Annotated in this window: 21 protein-coding genes and 1 pseudogene; 9 read left to right on the forward strand and 13 right to left on the reverse strand. The window is 63.2% G+C overall.

Going from position 1 to position 18,951, the window contains the following annotated elements; translation table 11 throughout:
* Nucleotides 1-85 precede the first annotated feature (85 nt).
* The 5 genes and pseudogenes from can to L867_RS26895 all read left to right on the forward strand — a co-directional run.
* Nucleotides 86-751, forward strand: coding sequence for a carbonate dehydratase (gene can, locus L867_RS25235; protein ID WP_084638559.1), 666 nt, complete (start codon nucleotides 86-88; stop codon nucleotides 749-751).
* The gene (locus tag L867_RS0113315; RefSeq protein WP_028737350.1) at nucleotides 748-1,296 is read left to right on the forward strand and encodes a DUF2478 domain-containing protein; all 549 of its coding nucleotides are present in this window, start codon (nucleotides 748-750) and stop codon (nucleotides 1,294-1,296) included. Before can ends, L867_RS0113315 begins: the two co-directional genes overlap by 4 nt.
* Nucleotides 1,286-2,323 (forward strand): GTP 3',8-cyclase MoaA, encoded by a 1,038-nt coding sequence (moaA, locus tag L867_RS0113320; protein ID WP_051438974.1) that lies wholly within the window; start codon nucleotides 1,286-1,288, stop codon nucleotides 2,321-2,323. The genes L867_RS0113315 and moaA overlap by 11 nt, the downstream gene beginning before the upstream one ends.
* A gap of 3 nt (nucleotides 2,324-2,326) precedes the next feature.
* Nucleotides 2,327-2,470: a hypothetical protein gene (locus L867_RS27395; RefSeq protein WP_156951566.1), complete on the forward strand. Its 144-nt coding sequence runs from the start codon at nucleotides 2,327-2,329 to the stop codon at nucleotides 2,468-2,470.
* Between the two features lie 320 nt (nucleotides 2,471-2,790).
* A pseudogene (locus tag L867_RS26895) lies at nucleotides 2,791-2,969 on the forward strand (transposase); the annotation flags it as partial.
* A 118-nt stretch (nucleotides 2,970-3,087) separates the two neighbouring features.
* On the opposite strand, the gene L867_RS27805 reads toward L867_RS26895, so the two are convergent.
* From L867_RS27805 to L867_RS0113340, 5 genes are all read right to left on the reverse strand, one after another.
* A complete protein-coding gene (locus tag L867_RS27805; RefSeq protein ID WP_210163639.1) occupies nucleotides 3,088-3,303 on the reverse strand; it encodes a hypothetical protein in 216 nt (71 codons plus the stop codon).
* Nucleotides 3,304-3,468: 165 nt separating this feature from the next.
* Nucleotides 3,469-4,062, reverse strand: coding sequence for a tyrosine-type recombinase/integrase (locus tag L867_RS27810; RefSeq protein WP_051438975.1), 594 nt, complete (start codon nucleotides 4,060-4,062; stop codon nucleotides 3,469-3,471).
* The gene (locus L867_RS27815) at nucleotides 4,059-4,295 is read right to left on the reverse strand and encodes an Arm DNA-binding domain-containing protein (RefSeq protein WP_210163640.1); all 237 of its coding nucleotides are present in this window, start codon (nucleotides 4,293-4,295) and stop codon (nucleotides 4,059-4,061) included. The genes L867_RS27810 and L867_RS27815 overlap by 4 nt, the downstream gene beginning before the upstream one ends.
* A 241-nt stretch (nucleotides 4,296-4,536) precedes the next feature.
* The gene (locus L867_RS25260) at nucleotides 4,537-6,237 is read right to left on the reverse strand and encodes an O-linked N-acetylglucosamine transferase, SPINDLY family protein (RefSeq protein ID WP_051438976.1); all 1,701 of its coding nucleotides are present in this window, start codon (nucleotides 6,235-6,237) and stop codon (nucleotides 4,537-4,539) included.
* Between the two features lie 162 nt (nucleotides 6,238-6,399).
* Nucleotides 6,400-7,311 (reverse strand): LysR family transcriptional regulator, encoded by a 912-nt coding sequence (locus L867_RS0113340; RefSeq protein ID WP_028737352.1) that lies wholly within the window; start codon nucleotides 7,309-7,311, stop codon nucleotides 6,400-6,402.
* A 124-nt stretch (nucleotides 7,312-7,435) separates the two neighbouring features.
* Here L867_RS0113340 and L867_RS0113345 point away from each other — a divergent pair, with 124 nt between their 5' ends.
* The 3 genes from L867_RS0113345 (at nucleotide 7,436) to L867_RS0113355 (ending at nucleotide 9,737) form a co-directional block, all read left to right on the forward strand.
* Entirely contained in the window at nucleotides 7,436-8,368 is a 933-nt protein-coding gene (locus tag L867_RS0113345; RefSeq protein ID WP_028737353.1) for a VOC family protein, read from the forward strand.
* A 65-nt stretch (nucleotides 8,369-8,433) separates the two neighbouring features.
* Nucleotides 8,434-9,039: an alpha/beta hydrolase gene (locus L867_RS0113350; protein WP_028737354.1), complete on the forward strand. Its 606-nt coding sequence runs from the start codon at nucleotides 8,434-8,436 to the stop codon at nucleotides 9,037-9,039.
* A 137-nt stretch (nucleotides 9,040-9,176) separates the two neighbouring features.
* The gene (locus L867_RS0113355) at nucleotides 9,177-9,737 is read left to right on the forward strand and encodes an NADPH-dependent FMN reductase (RefSeq protein WP_028737355.1); all 561 of its coding nucleotides are present in this window, start codon (nucleotides 9,177-9,179) and stop codon (nucleotides 9,735-9,737) included.
* On the opposite strand, the gene L867_RS0113360 is transcribed toward L867_RS0113355, so the two are convergent.
* The 8 genes from L867_RS0113360 to L867_RS0113395 form a co-directional block, all read right to left on the reverse strand.
* The gene (locus L867_RS0113360) at nucleotides 9,721-10,758 is read right to left on the reverse strand and encodes an ABC transporter permease (RefSeq protein ID WP_028737356.1); all 1,038 of its coding nucleotides are present in this window, start codon (nucleotides 10,756-10,758) and stop codon (nucleotides 9,721-9,723) included. The genes L867_RS0113355 and L867_RS0113360 overlap by 17 nt on opposite strands.
* Nucleotides 10,755-12,269, reverse strand: a complete 1,515-nt coding sequence (locus L867_RS0113365) for a sugar ABC transporter ATP-binding protein (RefSeq protein ID WP_028737357.1) — start codon at nucleotides 12,267-12,269, stop codon at nucleotides 10,755-10,757. The genes L867_RS0113360 and L867_RS0113365 overlap by 4 nt, the downstream gene beginning before the upstream one ends.
* 77 nt (nucleotides 12,270-12,346) lie before the next feature.
* On the reverse strand, nucleotides 12,347-13,420 hold the full coding sequence (gene torT, locus L867_RS0113370; RefSeq protein ID WP_028737358.1) for a TMAO reductase system periplasmic protein TorT: 1,074 nt from the start codon (nucleotides 13,418-13,420) through the stop codon (nucleotides 12,347-12,349).
* 35 nt (nucleotides 13,421-13,455) lie between these two features.
* Nucleotides 13,456-14,424 (reverse strand): 5-oxoprolinase subunit C family protein, encoded by a 969-nt coding sequence (locus tag L867_RS0113375; protein WP_028737359.1) that lies wholly within the window; start codon nucleotides 14,422-14,424, stop codon nucleotides 13,456-13,458.
* Complete coding sequence (locus L867_RS0113380) at nucleotides 14,414-15,289, reverse strand: 5-oxoprolinase subunit B family protein (protein ID WP_028737360.1); 876 nt, start codon at nucleotides 15,287-15,289, stop codon at nucleotides 14,414-14,416. Before L867_RS0113380 ends, L867_RS0113375 begins: the two co-directional genes overlap by 11 nt.
* On the reverse strand, nucleotides 15,289-16,671 hold the full coding sequence (locus tag L867_RS0113385) for an acetyl-CoA carboxylase biotin carboxylase subunit (RefSeq protein WP_028737361.1): 1,383 nt from the start codon (nucleotides 16,669-16,671) through the stop codon (nucleotides 15,289-15,291). Before L867_RS0113385 ends, L867_RS0113380 begins: the two co-directional genes overlap by 1 nt.
* Entirely contained in the window at nucleotides 16,668-16,907 is a 240-nt protein-coding gene (locus L867_RS0113390; protein ID WP_028737362.1) for an acetyl-CoA carboxylase, read from the reverse strand. Before L867_RS0113390 ends, L867_RS0113385 begins: the two co-directional genes overlap by 4 nt.
* Before the next feature lie 12 nt (nucleotides 16,908-16,919).
* Complete coding sequence (locus L867_RS0113395) at nucleotides 16,920-17,720, reverse strand: 5-oxoprolinase subunit PxpA (protein WP_037173384.1); 801 nt, start codon at nucleotides 17,718-17,720, stop codon at nucleotides 16,920-16,922.
* A 256-nt stretch (nucleotides 17,721-17,976) separates the two neighbouring features.
* Between L867_RS0113395 and L867_RS0113400 the strand changes: the two genes are divergently transcribed.
* Nucleotides 17,977-18,876 carry a LysR family transcriptional regulator gene (locus L867_RS0113400; protein WP_028737364.1) on the forward strand — a complete coding sequence of 300 codons (900 nt, stop codon included), beginning with the start codon at nucleotides 17,977-17,979 and terminating at the stop codon, nucleotides 18,874-18,876.
* Nucleotides 18,877-18,951: the final 75 nt, after the last annotated feature.

The raw sequence follows: 18,951 nt of genomic DNA on the forward strand, positions 1-18,951 counted from the left end.
GGCAAGGCGAAGCGGGCAAGACCCCGCATGTTTCGCCTTGCCGTGCCGCGCATCCCGGACGGGACGCCACGCCTGGAGTAACGCGATGCTTTCTGATCTCTTCGACCACAATGTCCGCTGGGCGGCGGCAAGACGTACGGAAGACCCCAACTATTTCGACAGGCTGTCGGCCCTGCAGCGGCCGGAATATTTGTGGATCGGCTGCTCCGACAGCCGGGTTCCCGCCAATGTCATCACCGGGCTCGAGCCGGGCGAGGTCTTCGTTCATCGCAATGTCGCAAACCTCGTCCACCGGGCCGATCTCAATCTGCTCTCGGTGCTCGAATTTGCCGTGGAGTCCCTTGAGGTAAAGCACATCATCGTTTGCGGGCACTATGGCTGTGGAGGCATCCGCGCGGCCATGGACGGGCATCGCCACGGCATCATCGATCACTGGCTGCAGCCGATCCGAGATGTGGCGCAGGCGAACTGCGCGGAGCTATCGAGGATTGCCGAGACGGAAGATAAGCTGAACCGGCTCTGCGAACTGACGGTCGTGGGGCAGGTCGAAAGCCTGTCGCGCACACCGATCCTGCAATCGGCCTGGAAGTGTGGGCGCCCGCTCACCATCCACGGCTGGATCTACGGCTTGAAGGATGGCCTGCTGCGTGACCTCAAATGCGACTGCGACAGCAGCGCGGCGAAGTCTCGTTGCGACGAGAGCTTCGCGCCGCCGGTTAACACCTTCGGATCGTCTAGGAAAACATCATGAAAGATCTCGATTTCCCCCTCCAGGCCGCCATCCGCGTCGAGCGGGAACGCCCGGTGGACGATATCCTCGAAGCGGTCGCCCGGGTGCTGCAGGCCGAAGGGCTGACGGTTGCCGGCTTCCTCCAGCGGGAAAGCGCCGGCGACGGCGAATGCTGTAACCGGATCGATCTGGAGGACATCGCGAGCGGCGAGCACCAGATCATCTCGCAGGCCTTGGGCTCAGGCGCGCGCGGCTGCCGGCTCGATCCGCAGGCGCTGGCGGGTGTCGCCGGTCCTCTGCTGGCACGGCTCGACACGCGGCCGGACCTTCTGATCCTAAACCGTTTCGGCAAGGGGGAATCCGAGGGCCAAGGTTTTCGCGCCCTCATCGAGGAGGCCTGCGCGCGGGGCATTCCCCTGCTGACGGCAGTCCGGGAAAACTATGTCGAGGCGTGGCAAGGGTTTGCCGGGGAACTCGGCGCGGTGCTGGCGCCGGACCAGGCTGGCGTCGTCGAATGGGCGCGTGCAGCCGTCGCCGCGGCGGAGAGGTCTGGCGATGCGGCATGAACGTCAGGTCATCACCGATCCCGGGGCAGGACCTCCCCCACTGATCGATCAATTCGGGCGGCAGGTCACCTATCTTCGGCTTTCCGTGACGGATCGCTGCGATCTCCGCTGCACCTATTGCATGGCCGAGCACATGACATTCCTGCCGCGCCGGGACGTCCTGTCACTGGAGGAGCTCTATGATCTGGCGCAGGTCTTCATGCGCGGCGGGGTGCGCAAAATCCGGCTGACCGGCGGGGAGCCACTGGTGCGCAAGAATATCATGCAACTGTTCGAGCTCTTGTCACCACATCTGCAGAACGGCGATCTGGACGAGGTGACACTGACCACCAATGGTACGCTGCTGGCGCGTCATGCGGAGGCGTTGTTTGCCGCGGGCGTTCGTCGCGTCAATGTCTCGCTCGACAGTCTCGACCCCGCCCGCTATGCGAAGATCACCCGATGGGGCCGGCTCGATGCGGTGTTGAAGGGGATCGACGCGGCGCTTGCCGCCGGGCTCAAGGTCAAGCTCAATGCCGTTGCCCTGCGCGGCGCCTTCGAGCACGAAGTGGACGATCTCATCCGCTTTGCCCACGGCCGCGGCATGGACCTGACGCTGATCGAGGAAATGCCGCTCGGAGAATCCGGTCATGATCGCGGCGCGAGCTTCCTCTCGCTGCGCGATCTTCGCCTATCTCTGGCGGAGCGCTGGACGTTGGTCACAGTCGAGGACCGCACCGGCGGCCCGGCCCGCTACGTGCGCCTTGCCGAAACCGGCGGACGGCTCGGCTTTATCACACCGCTGTCCTGCGACTTCTGCGCACGCTGCAATCGCGTCCGCGTCAGTTGCACAGGCGATCTTTTCACCTGCATGGGGCAGGAAGGCTCAGTCGGCCTTCGCGAAGCGTTGCGCGGCCATCATGCCGAAACATCCGTCGATGGGCTTGTCCGTGATGCGCTTGCATGCAAGCCCAAGGCCCATGCATTCGAAATCACGGGCCCTGCCGTCAGCGGTATCGCCCGCCACATGTCGGTGCTAGGGGGATAGAATATGCAGATCGCATCGTCACCGCGGGATCGCACCAGCGGTGGCAAGCAGGAGGATCTCAGCGGTCCGGCGATCGAAGAATGGCTCCAGGACATGGAGACCTCGACCTGCGAGGCCGTCAAGCGGATCAGCCCGGGCACTGCCTAGGTTTGCGACAAACTGATTGGGCTTTGCTACGAGCGCAAGGTCGATCTGGTTCTCACCTCCGGCTGGACCGGACCCTTCGACGCGCGACGAGACGCCAAAGGTGATGCGCGAGGTTCTGATCAACGCATTGCGGAGCTTCGAGATGAGGCCGATGACGAGACAAGATATTTGGCTGGCGCAGCCAAACACGAGAAAGCCCGCCGAAGCTGTTCGGAACAGGCAGACAATTTTCAATTGATAGTTGCACTCATAGCCGGAGTTGCTAATCAACCGCTCCGGCTTTGCCGGCGGCTCCAACTTCCGAGAGAAGTAGCGCCGATATGAGCCAGACTACGAACAAGTTCTCACCCCAAGTCCGTGACCGTGCCATCCGAATGGTGCTGATCATGAAGCCGAGCATCCCTCGCGACGGGCTGCCGTTTCATCTATCGCGGCCAAGATCGGCTGCTCGCCGAATACGCTGCATGATTGGGCAAAGAAGACCAAGGTCGACAACGGTGCTGGGACAGACACCATCGTTCTATGCTGCCGGTAGATCGACAGTTCAATGGGTCCCATAATCCATCAGGGTGGGTAAGCCCCATCGAAAGCTCATACGGGCGGCGGATCGGGTGCCGTCATTTTCCCAGGCAATATCGCTCCCATTCCAGCATCATGGCGCGCCGCTGGTCGAGACGTTCGGTCCGATGATAAGCCGCCTCAACCGCATTCTTTAAGGTGTGGGCAAGCGCGCGCTCCGCAATGTCCCCAGGGTAGCTCTTCTCAGATGCCCAATCGCGGAAGCTTGAGCGGAATCCATGCGCAGTCGCAATGCGGCCGGGCGTATCGCTCATGACGTCGTTGTCCCGCACGAACCTGGTCGGCGTCATGTCTCGCCGATGGGTGTGTTCGAGCGCGAAGCGAAATTCAAACCTTCGCGGTTTTCGATTTCTTCAGCCGTGCCTTGAGGATTTCAAGTGCGCGGGATGTCGATGGCACTCGGTGGATGACCTTCGCCTTCATTCGCGATGCCGGGACCGTCCGGATGCGCGCGAGAAGTCGATCTCGTCCCATTGCATCTGGCGAAGTTCGCCGGAACGGCAAGCGGTCAGGATGAGAAGCTCAAGCATGTGTCTGGTGGTGTTTGGACCGCCGCTTTGCAGAATGTCGGAGAAAAATGTCCGCAGCAAACGCCAGGGAAGAGCCGGCTGGTGCTCGACGCGCTCGCGTTTGCCAGGCTGCTTGGGCAGCAACTTGTCCACCACCCCGACGGGGCTCGCCACGATAAAGCCGCTCGCGGCCGCCCAGTTCATCGCTGCGTCACAGCGCTGTCTGACACGGGAAGCCGTTTCCGGCTTCTCAAGCCAGATCGGTTTAAGGCAAACGGCGAAATCGGCGGGACCCAGCTCGTTCAGCAGCTTCTTGCCGGTCCTCGGAAAGAGGTATTGCTCAAGCGTATTGATCCACTGATCGGTATGCTTCTTGTTGCGGAAATCTCTCCGCCTTGTCCGCGTGATGACGCCGGACTGCGTCCGCGAAGGTGGGGACGGTCGCAAGTCGCTCGATCTCCTGCTCCTGTGCGCGAAGAAGCTCGAGAGGGTCTTTTCCTTCATCGATTACGCCCCCGCGCTTCGAAGGCCTTGGCGCGGGCATCACGAATCGATGTGGTGGGATAACGGCCCAAACCCATTTCCCGGAGCTTGCCATTCATGGGTGAAACGAAGCGCAGGATCCACTTTCCGCTGCCGGCTGTGCTGCTGGGTACCGGGTACAGACCAACGATCGTGCCACCGGACACAGGCTTGTCGTTGGGTTTCAGCTTCCGGGCTTTGGCGTCACTGAGCATGTTTCAGTCCATCATCTTGTTGATGGCACCTCCCAGCCTGCCACTCCGCCCGCCCCAAGAGGCGAGATTCAATGCTATGAAAGGTTATCGTCTGCCGTGGCTGAACGCTTGAATATCGGGAAAAACAGGTAATTTACATTACATATGGGATTTCACGAGATGGAATGGGATCCTTGCAATAGCGGATCTCTGCCCGCCATTTCGTCCCTGACCAGGTATCGAATCCGATGAACGTCCCAACTCACAGGGGCTGATCGTTGACTTCGATCCTTTCCGGATCGAGCCCTTGCCGTGCGCGCTCATAAATAAGCTGGAATGCTCTCTCCAGGTTGCGCGTATATCGCCTGCTGTCGAAGAGTGCCGCGGTGGTTCTGCTGGCTTCGATTCGCGCTCTGAGTGCGCGCAGCCTTTCGGCATTGGAGGCGAGTTCTACGCAGAGATCGACGTAGTGATCGGCATCCTCGGCGACGAGTTCGGGCAGTTGCATCGCCCTCAGCAGGCTTTCCGAAACTCGTGACGAAAAGTTTCCGCCCTTCTTGGTGACGACAGGCAGGCCGGCCCAGAGCTTGTCCGACGTCGTGGTATGGCCGTTGCACGGGAACGTATCGAGCCCGATGTCGGCCGCCCGCAGACGTGCGATGTGGTTCGGGTAGCTCGCCGAGTTCGCGAAGATGATGCGCTCCGAGGCGATGCCGGCTTTTGCAACGGCCCGGCTGAAATTGCGCCGGGCCAGGGGATCGTCGCACACCATCCAAAGGACGGTGTGAGGCGCACGGGCAAGGATTGCCATCCAGAGGCGGAAGGTTTCCGGCGAGATCTTGCGCACATTGTTGGCGGAGACAAGCACGGTCGCCCCATCCGGCAGTCCGAGCTCGCTTCGGCCCGGCGGAGGGGGCAAAGCCCGGTAGGTGTCGTCGTTCGGCTGATAGCTGTCCGGCAGCCAGCAGAATTTCTCATGGAAGAAGGGCGCGCTCGTCTCCGGGCAAACGACACGGTCACCGATGATGTAGTCGCAGTCGATGCCGACGCCCGATCCGGGATAACCCAGATAGGCCACCTGCACGGGAGCAGGGCCGGCATTGACGAGATCGATCCAGGCCTTGTTGGTATGCCCCTTCAAATCGACAAGGATGTCGATACCGCGGGCTCGGATCTGCTGCGCGGCGTCTTCCGTCGACAGATGGCCGATCGGAACGAGCTTGTCGCCAAATCGCTTCCTGAAAACCCGGTCGGCGGCAACGAAATTCGCTTCGGTGTAGCAGAACAGGGTGATCTCGAACGCGTCTTCGTCATGCAGTTCGAGCACGCGCTGCAGGAGTATCATGGTTGCATGGGCGTCCGACCAATCGTTCGACAGATAGCCCAGGCGGATCTTGTCGGCGAATTGATGCGGGCGGGCGCGGCGGCGGGCCCGCGCTTCCGGACTGAAGGTCTTGCCGTTCTGGGTCTGGATCAGCGCATTCAATGCTTCGTCACCGCACCAGGCGATGTGATCGAGCAGCAATTCGGTCCGGATCTGAAACGCGTCGCCGGCCCTGATCTTCTCCACGGCTTCTGCATCGGAGTGCTCAAGCTCATCCATGTCGAGGCGATAGTGGACGTGATGGCGGAAGTAGGTCGCGGCGCCCTCATGGAGGGGATTGCACTCGAGGACGTCGCGTGCCGCGTCAAAGGCCAGTTCCCGATCCTCCCCCGGCTGGAGGAGCGCAAAGGCAAGTTCCAGCAGGTGTTGGCGCGGCATACCGGGAAGAGCGGCGGCCTGGCGATAGCGCAGGGCGGCCTCCTGTCGACGACCGACCCTGTAGAGGCTCTGGGCAAGCCGTACCAATGCGGCGGCATCAAGGGTGTCGCTCCGGTCGGCGAGCGGTTTCAGGATTTCGATCACCCCGACGAAGTCACCTGATTTATGCTTTTCCAATGCCAGGGCGGAAACGCCAATCATAAGTAGCTCCTAATTTATCATCGTGCCAATCAGAGCGTGCAATATATTGGTTGTATGGCGCGGCAAGGATGCGCGTAGCTTGTGTGTCTCGCGCATTCAAAAAATCGTGGGAATGCGTGCGGACGCCCCAACGCCGGCGCGATCAGTTCAGCAGCCTTAAGCCTATCGTGCCGCGCGGGCGCCCCAGCTTTCGCGGATGTAGGTTTCGAAGAAGTCGGAGAAGGTCGCGACGCGCAGCGGCAGATGCTCGTAGGGCGGATAATAGAGCGTCAGCCAGATTTCCGGCGGCGACCACTGGTCGAGCACCTGCACCAGCCGTCCGTCCTTCAAGGCATCCTCGACGATGAACAGCGGCAGGAGGGCGATGCCCTCTCCGGCCATGGCAAGGGCGGCGAGGAAGTCGCCATTGTTGACGCTGAAGCGGCCCCTGGCCTCGATGCTGCGGGTGGCGCCCGCCTTGCTGAGCTCCCAGACTTCCGTTCGCGTCTGGTCCTGGTAGCTCAGGCATTCGATCTTGGTGAGGTCCTCCGGCAGTTCGGGCGTGCCATAGGCGGCGAGGAATTGCGGCGAGGCGACGAGCGCGCGCGGCACGGGGCAGATCTTGCGCCAGATGGTGGACTTGTCGCTCGGCGGTCCGGAAATGCGGATCGCCAGGTCATAATCCTCCTCGACGATGTCGACGAAGCGGTCGGAGAGATCAATGGCGACGCGGGTCTTCGGGTGGATGAGCGCGAACTGGCTGAGCACCGCGGGCAGGACCTTGACGCCGAGCGACATGGGCGCCGAGACCTTGAGCGAACCGGTCGTCACCTTCTGCATGTCGCGGGTTTCCTCGGTCGCCCGGGCAAGGCCTTCCGCCAGGGGCGCAACCCGCGCCGCATAGACGGCGCCCGCGGAGGTCAGCGAGACCTGGCGCGTGGTGCGCAGCAGAAGCTGGACGCCGAGACGATCTTCGAGCGCCGCGATCGTCCGCGTGACCGAGGCCGGTGTGGTGCCGAGCAGCCGCGCCGCGCCGCTGAAGCTGTGCTGCTCCGCGACCGCCAGGAAGGTGCGGATGGATTCCAGTTCGCCCATGGCATCACCTTTACGAAAATCGCAATAGTCTTTGCCGAATTATGCTTATTCCGCGCCCATTATCCATCCCCCATATTCGTCCCAACAGATGAACCCCGGTTACGGGATGGAAAGGAGCAAAGCCATGCTTACCCAGATCAAGGGACTGCACCACGTCACGTCGATGGCTGCCAATGCCCAGGAGAACAATGATTTTTTCACCAAGACGCTCGGTCTTCGCCGCGTCAAGAAGACGGTGAACTTCGACGCCCCCGACGTCTATCACCTCTACTATGGCGACGAAGTCGGCAATGCCGGCTCGGTGATGACCTATTTCCCCTTCCCCGACATGAACCGCGGTGCACGCGGCGCCGGCGAAGTGGCCGAGACGGTCTTTTCTGTGCCGCGGGGCACGTTGCCCTACTGGCAGGAACGCCTGACCAGGGAAGGCGTGCAGGGGCTCGGCACCTATGAGCTGTTCGGCGAAAAGCGGCTGCGCTTTGCCGGTCCGGACGGCGACGGTTTCTCGCTGGCCGAGGTGGACGGCGACAACCGCACGCCGTTCGATGGCGGCACGGTGTCGAAGGATGAAGGCATTCACGGCTTTCGCGGCGTGACCATGCGGCTACGCGACGAAGGCGCGACCGGCGAATTGCTGACCTTCATGGGCTACCAGCCAGTCGATCGCCATGGCGAGATGATCCGCTACGCCATTCCCGGCGGCAACGGCGCCGATACCATCGACCTCGAAGTCATTCCGGGCGCCGCCCGGGCCTTCCAGGGGGCAGGTTCCGTGCACCATGTGGCCTTCTCGGTCGAGGACCGTGCGGCCCAGCTTGAAGTCCGCAAGGCACTGCTCGACACCGGCTACAATGTGACCCCGGTCATCGACCGCGACTATTTCTGGGCGATCTATTTCCGCACGCCGGGCGGCGTGCTGTTCGAGATCGCCACCAACGAGCCGGGCTTCAACCGCGACGAGGATACCGCTCATCTCGGCGAGGCGCTGAAGCTGCCGACCCGCTACCAGCAGTACCGGTCGCAGATCGAGGCGCACCTGCCGGCGATCAAGGATTGACGCTTCAGGGGCCGGCTCTTCCGGCCGGTCCCCCAGCACCTCCACCCGTTCAAGGAAGATCCATCATGTCTCTTCAGAGCTATCACCATCTCTATCGCGCGCCCGAGGGCGATGCGCCGGTCGTCTTCACCTTCCACGGCACGGGCGGCGACGAGCAGCAGTTTGCCGGGCTGGTTTCGCAGATCCTGCCGAAAGCCGGCATCGTCTCGCCGCGCGGCGACGTGTCGGAATTCGGGGCGAACCGCTTCTTCCGCCGCAAGGCCGAGGGCGTCTACGACATGGACGATCTTGCCCTTCGCACCGAGGCGATGATCGGCTTTATCCGAGCCCAGAAGGAACGTCATCCCGGCGCGCCGGCCTATGCGCTCGGCTATTCGAACGGCGCGAATATCCTGGCCTCCGTGTTGTTCGAGGCGCCGGAGCTCTTCGACCGCGTCGTGCTGATGCATCCGCTGATCCCCTGGGCGCCGGCCGCGCAGCCCGGCCTTGCGGGCAAGGACATCCTGGTGACCGCCGGCGAGCGCGATCCGATCTGCCCGATGCCGGGCACGCGGGCGCTGATCGGCTACTTCGAAACCCAGGGCGCCAAGGTCCAGACCTTCGTCCATCCGGGCGGGCACGATGTGCCGGCGGCGGAAGTCGAAGCGGTCGCCCGCTTCCTGCAGGCCTGATACAGTCCGGCCGGGTGGAACGCATCCGGCCGTCCGCTCGTTGCCCCTGACCATTGACGGCCGGGCCACGAACCTCTTTCCTGAAGTCACACGGCAAGGCATCCGCGCCACCGGCGCCAACGCACGAGGAGAACCACATGACAAAACTGATCGGTATTTCGGGCAGCCTCAGGACGGGTTCGCTCAACGCCTCGCTGCTGCGGGCGGCGGCCGGCCTGATGCCGGCCGGCTCGGAGCTTGCCATCGGGACGATCCGGGGTATCCCGCTCTATGACGGCGACCTGGAGGCCGAGCACGGCATTCCCGACGCGGTCACCGCCCTGAAAGACGCGATCGCGGCCGCCGACGGCCTGGTCCTCGTCACGCCGGAGTACAACAATTCCATACCCGGCGTGTTCAAGAACGCCATCGACTGGCTGTCGCGGCCGTCGTCCGACATAGGTCGCGTGTTCGGCGGCAAGCCGGTGGCGCTGATGGGCGCCTCGCCGGGCGGCTTCGGCACCATTCTCTCGCAGAACGCCTGGCTGCCGGTGCTGCGCACGCTGGGGACCGAGCTGTGGTCCGGCCGGCTGCTGGTGTCGCGCGCTACCGGCGTCTTCGATGCCGACGGCAACCTGACCGATCCGAAGATCCAGGAACAGTTGCAGGTGTTCCTGAAGGGCTTTGCCGAGTTCGCCGGTTCTACCGGTTCCCGATGAGCATGCGGTAGCGGAACTGGTCGATGACGACGGCGAGGATGAGCAGCGAACCCAGCAGCACCATCTGCATGTAGGAGCCGATCTGCATGAGGTTCATGCCGTTCTGCACCAGCACGATGAAGAAGGCGCCCAGCACGACGCTTTCGACCCGGCCGATGCCGCCGCGCAGTGACACACCGGCAATCACGCAGGCCGCGATCGATTCCAGCGCGATCGTGCCGCCGAGATTGGTCTCGCCGCTCTCGACGCGGGCGGTGAGCAACACGCCGGCGACCGAGGCGAGGAGCGCGCAGAGGATATAGGCGAGGAACAGCGTGCGCTTGGTGTTGATGCCGGAGAGGTTGGCCGCCTTGATATTGCCGCCGATGGCATAGATGCGGGCGCCGCTTCGCGTGCGGTTCATCAGGATCCACATGCCGACAATCGCGACGATGGCGACCAGGACCGGCACGGGCACGCCGAAGACCCGGCCGAAGCCGAAGAAATCGCCGAATTCGTAAGGCAGATTGCCGATCGGCACGCCGCCGGTCAGGTAGAGCGCGATGCCGGCGCCGACCGATTGCGCGCCCAGCGTCATGATGAAGGGCGAGACACCAAACTGGGCGATGCCGAGGCCGTTCAGCGAACCGATCGCCAGCGCGGCGAGGAAGCCCGAGAGCACGCCAAGCAGGATGACGAGCCAGACCATGTCGGGAAACTGCGCGGCGAAGTAAACCATGACCGAGGCCGAGACGACGGAGGTGAGCGCAATCGACGTTCCGACCGCGAGATCGAAGCCGCCTGTCACCAGCACCAGCATCTGGCCGAGCGAGACGAGCACGAGATAGACCGACTGGCGCGCCACGTTGGTCAGGTTGTCCAGCGTCAGGAACTGTTTCGAGGCCAGCGTGAAGAGAATGAGAGCCGCCACGAGGAAGAAGGGCAGCACGCCGAGCTTGATGAAGACGGCCTTGAGCGCCGAAAGAGCGGAGAAGGTTGGCTTGGCGTCGGCAGTCGACGCGGTTTCCAGCTGGATGTTCATGCTGATTTTCTTTCCTGATCGAAGAAGGCGCCGAGAACCGCCTGTTCCTGAATGGCTTCGCCCTCGAACTCCGCCGAGATCCGGCCATTGCGGAACACGATCAAGCGATGGGCGAGGTGCATGGCCTCGGGGAGGTCGGAGGAGATCACCACGACGGCCTTGCCGGCCTCGGCGATCGCCTTGATGATGCGATAGAGCGCGGCACGCGTGCCGACGTCGACGCCGACAGTGGGTTCGTCGAAGATGTAGATGTCGTAGTCCTCGCCAAAGCTCTTGCCGAACAGGATCTTCTGCTGGTTGCCGCCGGACAGTTTCGAGGCGGTCCGTTCGAGAAAGGCTTCGCTCAGATCGACCTTGCGGCCGATCTCGCTGGTCAGGGACTTGACGCCGCCGGGCGAGATCAGGCCGAGGCCGGCATTGGTTTCGCGGCGGTTGAGCACGGAAAGGGCGATGTTGGTGCGGGCGGATGCGCCGAGCAGCAGGCCCTCTTCCTTGCGGTCGGAAGGCAGGAAGAAGACGCCGTCCTGCAGCAGCTTGCGCGTCGGTGCGCCGGTGCGTTCATGGCCATGGACACTCACCGTGCCGCCTTCGACGGGCAGCAAGCCCATGACGGCGCGGAAGGTGCGCGACTTGCCGGAGCCGACGAGACCGGCCACGCCGAGAACTTCGCCGCGCCGGACATCGATGTCGACGCCGTCGACGCCCCAGGCCTTGAGGCCACGGATCGACAGCACCGGTTCGGGCTGCGTCTTGCGTTCGATATGCGGATAGATCTCGTCCATCTTTCGCCCGGTCATCATCTCGACCAGCACGGTTTCCGAGAGGTTCTCTGCGCTGATCGTGCCGATGAGCCGGCCGTCGCGCAGCACGGTGATGCGGTTGGCGATCGCCTTGAATTCCTGGATGCGGTGGGAGATGTAGACGATGCCGACGCCCTTGGCCTTGGCCTGGCCGATGAATTCGAACAGCTTCTCCGTCTCGCGCTCGGTCAGCGAGGCGGTCGGCTCGTCGAGGATCAGGATGCGGGCTTCCTGGTGCAGCGCCTTGGCGATTTCCACCATCTGCTGTTCGGCGCGCGACAGCGAGATCACCGAACGGCGAACATCGATGGAGAAGCCGAGACCGGCAAAGAGCGCACGGGCCTCCTCGACCATGCCGCGGCGGTCGACCAGGCCCATCTTGCGCGGTTCCTGGCCGAGGAAGATGTTTTCCGCCACGGTCATGGTCGGGACCAGGGAAAACTCCTGGAACACGGCGCCGATGCCGGCTGCCCGTGCGTCCTTGACCGAGGAAAAGTGCTTTTCTTCACCGTCGATGCGGATCACCCCCTCGGTCGGCGTGGTCACGCCGGCGAGAATGGAGATCAATGTCGATTTTCCGGCACCGTTTTCGCCGAACAGGACGTGCACTTCGCCGCGTTCGAGCGAGAAGCCGACACCGTCCAGCGCGCGCACGCCCGGATAGGACTTGGCGATACCGGTCATTTCGACAAGAGTTGATCTCAAGGCCATCCGCATCGATCCGTGAAGTAATATTGCCTGAAAAATGGGGTGGGTCCGGCGCATTCGCGCGCCGGATCCCTGGGGTATCAGTTGACCGAGAAGACCGGCTTGAAGCCGTCCGGCGGCAGGATGTTGGTCTGCGGCACGCTTTCGACGTTCGACGGATCGACGACGAAGATCTTCGGGCCGACATGCTTCACCAGTTCCTTGCCTTCGAGGGCGCGGACGGCCTGGTCGATGGCGATACGGCCCTGGACGACCATGGAGTCGGCGGGTGCCGCCAGAATGAAGCCGCGCTTGATGCCTTCGTAGACGCCGGGCGTCATGTAGAAGGCGAGCAGGTCGACCTTACCCTTGAGGCCGCGTTCGCGGATCAGGCCCTGGGCTGCTTCGGCGGTAACGGCGGTGCCGGCGACATAGCGGACGTCAGGCTCGGCCTGGAGCACGTCTTCGACGAGCTTCAGCTGGGCTTCCTTGCCGGTGTCGCCGTACTTCGGTTCCAGAGCCTTGACGGCCGAACCCTTGATGGCTTCGAGGAAGCCCTTGTTGGCGGCCTCGACCCAGCCGGCGCCGGCCGGGCCCGGGAACCAGCCGACCTTCACTTCTTCCGAACCCGCCGGATGCTTCTTGGCGAGATAGGCGCCGGTCTCGTAGCCCATGGTGTAGAAGGAGACGAGCGACTTGGCGGTCAGGTCGGGCGAGGACATGCCGTTGATGACGTCGATGACCGGGATGTTCTTCTTCTTGATTTCGCTGACGAGGTTGTTCAACCCGTCAAAGGAGATGGCACCGATGACCACGGCCTCAGCACCGCCGGCGACGCAGTCCTCGATCTGGCTGATCTGCTTGTTGAGCTCGGTGTAGCCGCCGGCCTCGACGAGGTTCATCTTGACGCCGAGGTCCTTGGCCTGTTCGGCGACGCCGTAGTCGACGCCGAGCCAGTAGGCGTCCTTCATGTGCGGGAAGGAGACGCAGATGTTCCACGGCTTCTCCGCCTTTTCGAGCGGCGAGTAGGATACGTCGACCGACTTGCCGTCGGCGGCGAAGGCCGGCTCGATCGCCTGGGCCGGATAGGGATACCAGGCGTCGGCAAGCACCGGGCTGGCAACGGCAAGCGCCAGGACGGAGCTTGCAAGCGTCATTTGGATTTTGTGTTTCATGGTCGTTCCCCTGTTTGAAGTCTTTGGCTGCGTGGTCAGAAAAGCGCGCGGATCTGGTCAACCAGCGCGGCCCGGTCCTTCCGGGCGGTCAGGGCGGTTTCCATGTCCACCTTGACGAAACGGGTTGGCGTATGCGGCTGCAGCTGGCCGATCAGGTCCATGTCGGCGGAGATGACCGTGCCGAGCATGAAATAGCCGCCGCCGGAGACGGCATCGCGGTGCAGGATGATCGGCTCGGTGCCGCCCGGCACCTGGATGGAGCCGTAAGGGTAGCAGGCGTCGACGATGTTCGAAGGGTCCGAGCCCGCGCCGAAGGGCGGGACACGGTCGAAGAAGTCGAGCTTGCGGCCACCGCGGAAGCGATAGCCCATGCGGTCGGCCTCGGGCGCCACCTTCCAGGTGTCCTCGAAGAAGTTGCGGCCCGCTTCATCGGTGAGGCGGTGCCAGTAGAGGCCCGGCAGCACGCGCAGTTCGGCCGGCATGCCGGGCTTGCGGCGCAGGTTTTCGGGAATGGACTTGCCCTCGACAGCCTTGCCGGCAATGCCAACCGGCAGCTCGTCGCCGGCGGCGATCGGCCGGCCCTTGAAGCCGCCGAGCGCACCGATGGCATAGGTCGAGCGCGAACCGAGCGCCAGCGGCACATCGATGCCGCCGGAGACGGCGATATAGATGCGTGCGCCGGTCTTCAGGAAGTCGAAGGTGAGCACCTGGCCGGCCTTGACCTTGAAGGCGGTCCAGCCCGGCTTTTCCTCGCCGTCGACCTTGATCGGCATGTCGGCGCCGGTGACGGCCACCATGGCGTCCTCGGTGAACTCCAGCTTCGGGCCGATGAACACGGCTTCGAGGCCGGCTGCTCCTTCGTCATTGCCGACGAGCAGGTTGGCGGCCTTCAGCGCCAGGCGGTCCATGGCGCCGCCGAGCGGGATGCCGAGATGGAAGTAGCCGGGACGGCCGAGATCCTGGACGGAAGTGGCAAGACCCTGATGAAGAACCTTAATGGCCATGGAGAACGCCCTCCAGCTTCGCGTTGTAGCCGTCGATGTCTTTCTGGAATTCACGCAAGTCGAACTTCACCTCGCGGATCGGCGGGGCGAACCGGCCCTTGTCGACATCCTCGACGGCCTGGTCATAGGCTTCGCGGTCGATCGGCTTGAACTTGACGATGTCGCCCGGACGGAAGAACACCATGAACTCCTTGAGGTAGGAGGTGGTCTGCGTCGGGTCGTAGATCGGCATGGGGGTGATGCCGAACATCTGGTAGCCGCCGGCGCCGCGCACCGAATAGATGCAGCCGAAGCAGCCGCCATGGCCAACCGTCAGGCGCGGGGTGTCGGTGCGCGGGCGCAGGTATTTCGGCACCTGGATCTGCCGCTGACGCTCGACCATCTGGTACATGAAGGGCAGGCCGGAGACGAAGCCAACCATGGAGACGAACCAGGGCGAGCCGGAATGAGCGGCGACGAAGTCGTCGACCGAGCCGTAGTCGTTGATGCGGGCGGCGTATTCGAGGTCGGTGCCGGTCGGCTCCTGGTGACGCTCGCGGAAGCGCATCAGCGTCTCGTGGGTCCACGGGTCGTTGTAGAAGACCGGGATCTCGACGATGCGGGTGGTAATGACCGGCTCGGACTTGGCGGCGGCCACCTCGATCGCCTGGACTTCCTTCAGGATATCGTTCGGATGGATGACATCCGGATCGAACTTGATCTGGAAGGAGGCGTTCGCCGGGCAGATCTCGGTCACGCCCTTGATCTTCGCTTCCTTGATGCCGGTGGTCATCGACAGCGAGTTGAAGAAGGCCTCGAGCGACATTTCCTCCGAGCATTCGACGAAGAGGTGTTCGTCACCCCCGAATGTATAGCGCATGGGCATCAGGCAACCTCCTTGGATGCGACAAAGGCCGGGAAATCCGTCTCCAGCCAGGGTTCGAGGAACCGCGTATGGACATCGCCCGAGGCGACCGACGGGTCGGCGGCAAGGGCCTGGTGGAGCGGAATGGTGGTGGCGAGGCCGCGGATCTCGAGATTGTCGAGCGCGTCGGCGAGCCTGGCGATGCAGGCGTCGCGGGTTTCGCCCCAGACGATCAGCTTGCCGAGCAGCGAGTCATAGAAGGGCGGAACCGTGTAGCCCTCGTAGAGCATGGTGTCGAAGCGAACGCCCTCGCCGGTAGGCACGCCGAGCGTCTCGATCGTGCCGGGGCCTGGCAGGAAGCCGCGCGCGGGGTCCTCGGCATTGATCCGGCACTCGATCGCATGACCGGTGACGCGGATGTCCTCCTGGCGGACCGACAGCTTCGCACCGCCGGCGACCTTGATCATCTCCTGCACGAGATCGATGCCGGTGATCATTTCTGTGACCGGATGTTCGACCTGGATACGGGTATTGACCTCGATGAAGTAGAACTCGCCGCTCACCTCGTCGTAGAGATATTCGACCGTGCCGGCGCCGCGATAGTTGACCTCGCGGGCGAGCGCCACGGCACTGGCGCACAGTTCCTGGCGCACGTCTTCCGGCAGGCGGAAGGAGGGCGCTTCTTCCCAGACCTTCTGGCGGCGGCGCTGCAGCGAGCACTCGCGTTCGAAGCAGTGGACGGCATCGGTGCCATCGCCGAGGATCTGAACCTCGACATGCCGGGCCTTGGTGATGACCTTTTCGACATAGAGGCCGCCGTCGCCGAAGGCGGCGAGCGCCTCGGCCGAGGCCTGGGGGAAATGGCGTTCGAAATCGGCCATGGTCTCGGCGATGCGGATGCCGCGGCCACCGCCGCCGGCGGCGGCCTTGATCATCACCGGGAAACCGATCTCCTCGACGATGGCGCAGGCCGCGACGAGATCGTCGATGCGTCCGTCAGAACCCGGAACGGTCGGCACGCCGGCGCGCTTGGCGACCTTGCGGGCCTCGACCTTGTCGCCGAGCAGGCTGATCGCCTCGGGCTTCGGGCCGATGAAGATCAGGCCGGCATCCTCGACGGCCTTTGCGAAGGCGGCGTTTTCAGAGAGAAAGCCGTAGCCCGGGTGGACGGCGTCGACGCCCGTTTCCCTGGCTGCCTTCAGCACCGCCTCGATGTTGAGATAGGACTTGGCGGCCGACGGCGGGCCGATCTCGACCGACTGGTCGGCGAGCCTGACGGCCAGCATGTCGCGGTCGGCGGCCGAGTGGACCTGCACGGTCCGGATGCCGAGCGCCTGGGCGGCGCGGATGATCCTCACCGCGATCTCGCCCCGATTGGCAATGAGGATCGAGCGGATGGTCATGCCTCGACCTCGGCAACCGGCTGGCCGGCCATGATCGGCTCCTGGTCGTCGGCGACGAAGGTGATCTTGCCGGCGGCGTCGGCATGGACCTCGTGGAAGGTCTTCATCACCTCGATCAGGCCGATCACGTCACCGACGGCCACGCTGTCGCCATCGGCCTTGTAGGCAGCGGCATCCGGCGAAGGCTTGCGGTAGAAGGTGCCGGGCAGAGGCGATCTGATCTCGAGCTTGCTCATGGTGGTCTCCGGTTATCTGACGATTTCTGAAATGGGGGCGATGCGGATGCCCTCGGCGATCAGCGCTTCGCGCATGTTGCGCACGATGTCGAGGGCGCCGAGCGTGTCGGAATGGAAGCAGATCGACTCGAAGGGCACTTCGATGTCCTTGCCGCTGACCGTGGTGACGAGGCCTTCCCTGCAGGCACGCACCACCTTGCGGGCGATCGCCATCGGGTCCGGGCGGCCGACATCGCGGGTAAAGACGATGGAGCCGCTCTCGTCGTAGTCGCGGTCGGCGTAGAATTCACGCACCAGCGGCTGGCCGACCTCGAGCGCCGCGGTCTCGGTGGCGGAGCCCGCCATGCAGAACACATAGGCATTGGGTGCGACGGTGCGCATGTAATGGACGAAGAGTTGGGCGAGTTCCGGATTGACCGCCATCTCCATGTAGAGCGCGCCGTGCGGCTTGACGTGCTGGAGGGTGGCGCCGTGGCGGCGGGCGAATTCGCGGATCGCGCCGACCTGGTAGACGATGTCGTTGACCAGTTCGCGGGCCGTGCCGTTGATCTTTCGGCGACCAAAGCCCTGCAGGTCGTTGTAGCCCGGATGGGCACCGATGCCGACGCCATGCTCGACGGCGACACGCACGGTGTGATCCATCAGGTTCGGATCGCCGGCATGGAAGCCGGCCGCGATGTTTGCGGAACTGATCAGTCCCATCAGGGCGCTGTCTTCGGTGTCGCCGACACGCCAGCGGCCGAAGGCCTCGCCCAGATCACAATTGATGTCTACGACCTCGAGTGCCACTTTTCTTCCCTGTTCTGCCTGCATTTTGTGCACCGCAACGCGATGCCTGCCTATTTGTCAGAAAACCGTAGGAAGATTTTTTTCATTTGAAAAATTCTATTTTCAGAAGAGCATTATCTGATATTTGTATGACGGCGCATATTCGCTGAACTGGTATTTTCGCCTGTCAATCAGGATGTTGAGACGCATCCGAAAAGGCGAGTTTTCAGATTCTGCAATTCTGACGCTTTTCGTTCGTATTTTCAGATAATGGCTATTCGCGATTCAGAATGATGAATGCATGTCCCTGAGCCTCAGACAGATCCGCTATTTCGTCGCAACGGCGGAGGCCGGACAGGTCTCGCAGGCCGCCGTGAACCTCTCGATTTCGCAGTCGGCGGTCACCACTGCCATCAAGGATCTGGAGGAAACCGTCGGCGCGGGGCTGTTTGAGCGCACACCGCACGGCATGGAGCTGACGTCGGCAGGACGGCGCTTTCTGTCCCAGGCTTACGAAATCCTGCAAAAGGTCGACGAGGCGACCCAGCTCAACCTCGTCACCGACGAGGTCAAGGGCACGCTGAGCATTGCCACGACCTATACCGTCATCGGCTACTTCCTGCCGTTCCACATCGAGCGGATGAAACGGCAGTTTCCCGGTATCGACATCCAGCTGTTCGAACTCAATCGGGAATCCGTCGAGGAAGGATTGCTGACCAACCGCTACGACATCGCGGTGATGCTGACATCCAACATCCTCAACCCGGAACTGACGACCGAGAAGCTGCTGAGTTCGCAGCGCCGCCTGTGGGTGCCAGCTCGGCATCCGCTTCTGGCCCAGCACGGCGTCGGCCTCAAGGAAGTGGCCGAGGAAGACTACATCATGCTGACGGTCGACGAGGCGTCGCACAGCTCGCTCAAATACTGGAGCCAGACACCCTATCTGCCACGCATTTCGCTGCGAACCTCCTCCGTCGAGGCGGTTCGCTCGCTGGTGGCAAACCGGCAGGGCGTGGCGATCCTGTCGGACATGGTTCATCGCCCCTGGTCGCTCGAAGGCCGGCGGATCGAGACGATCGCGCTCACCGAGCCGATCCCGTCCATGGATGTAGGCCTGGCCTGGCGGCGCAATGCGGAGTTCACCCCGGCCATGGAGGCCGTGCGGTCCTATTTCCGCCGGTCGTTCAGCATTCCCGAATAGGGATGGGAGGAACGATCCGTGGGGGGCCGCGCGTCGAAACCTAGAAACGCAAAAGACCCGGCGCGTTGGCGCCGG

This window comes from Paenirhizobium selenitireducens ATCC BAA-1503 (genome assembly GCF_000518785.1).
GTDB classification, from domain to species: Bacteria; Pseudomonadota; Alphaproteobacteria; order Rhizobiales; family Rhizobiaceae; genus Allorhizobium; species Allorhizobium selenitireducens.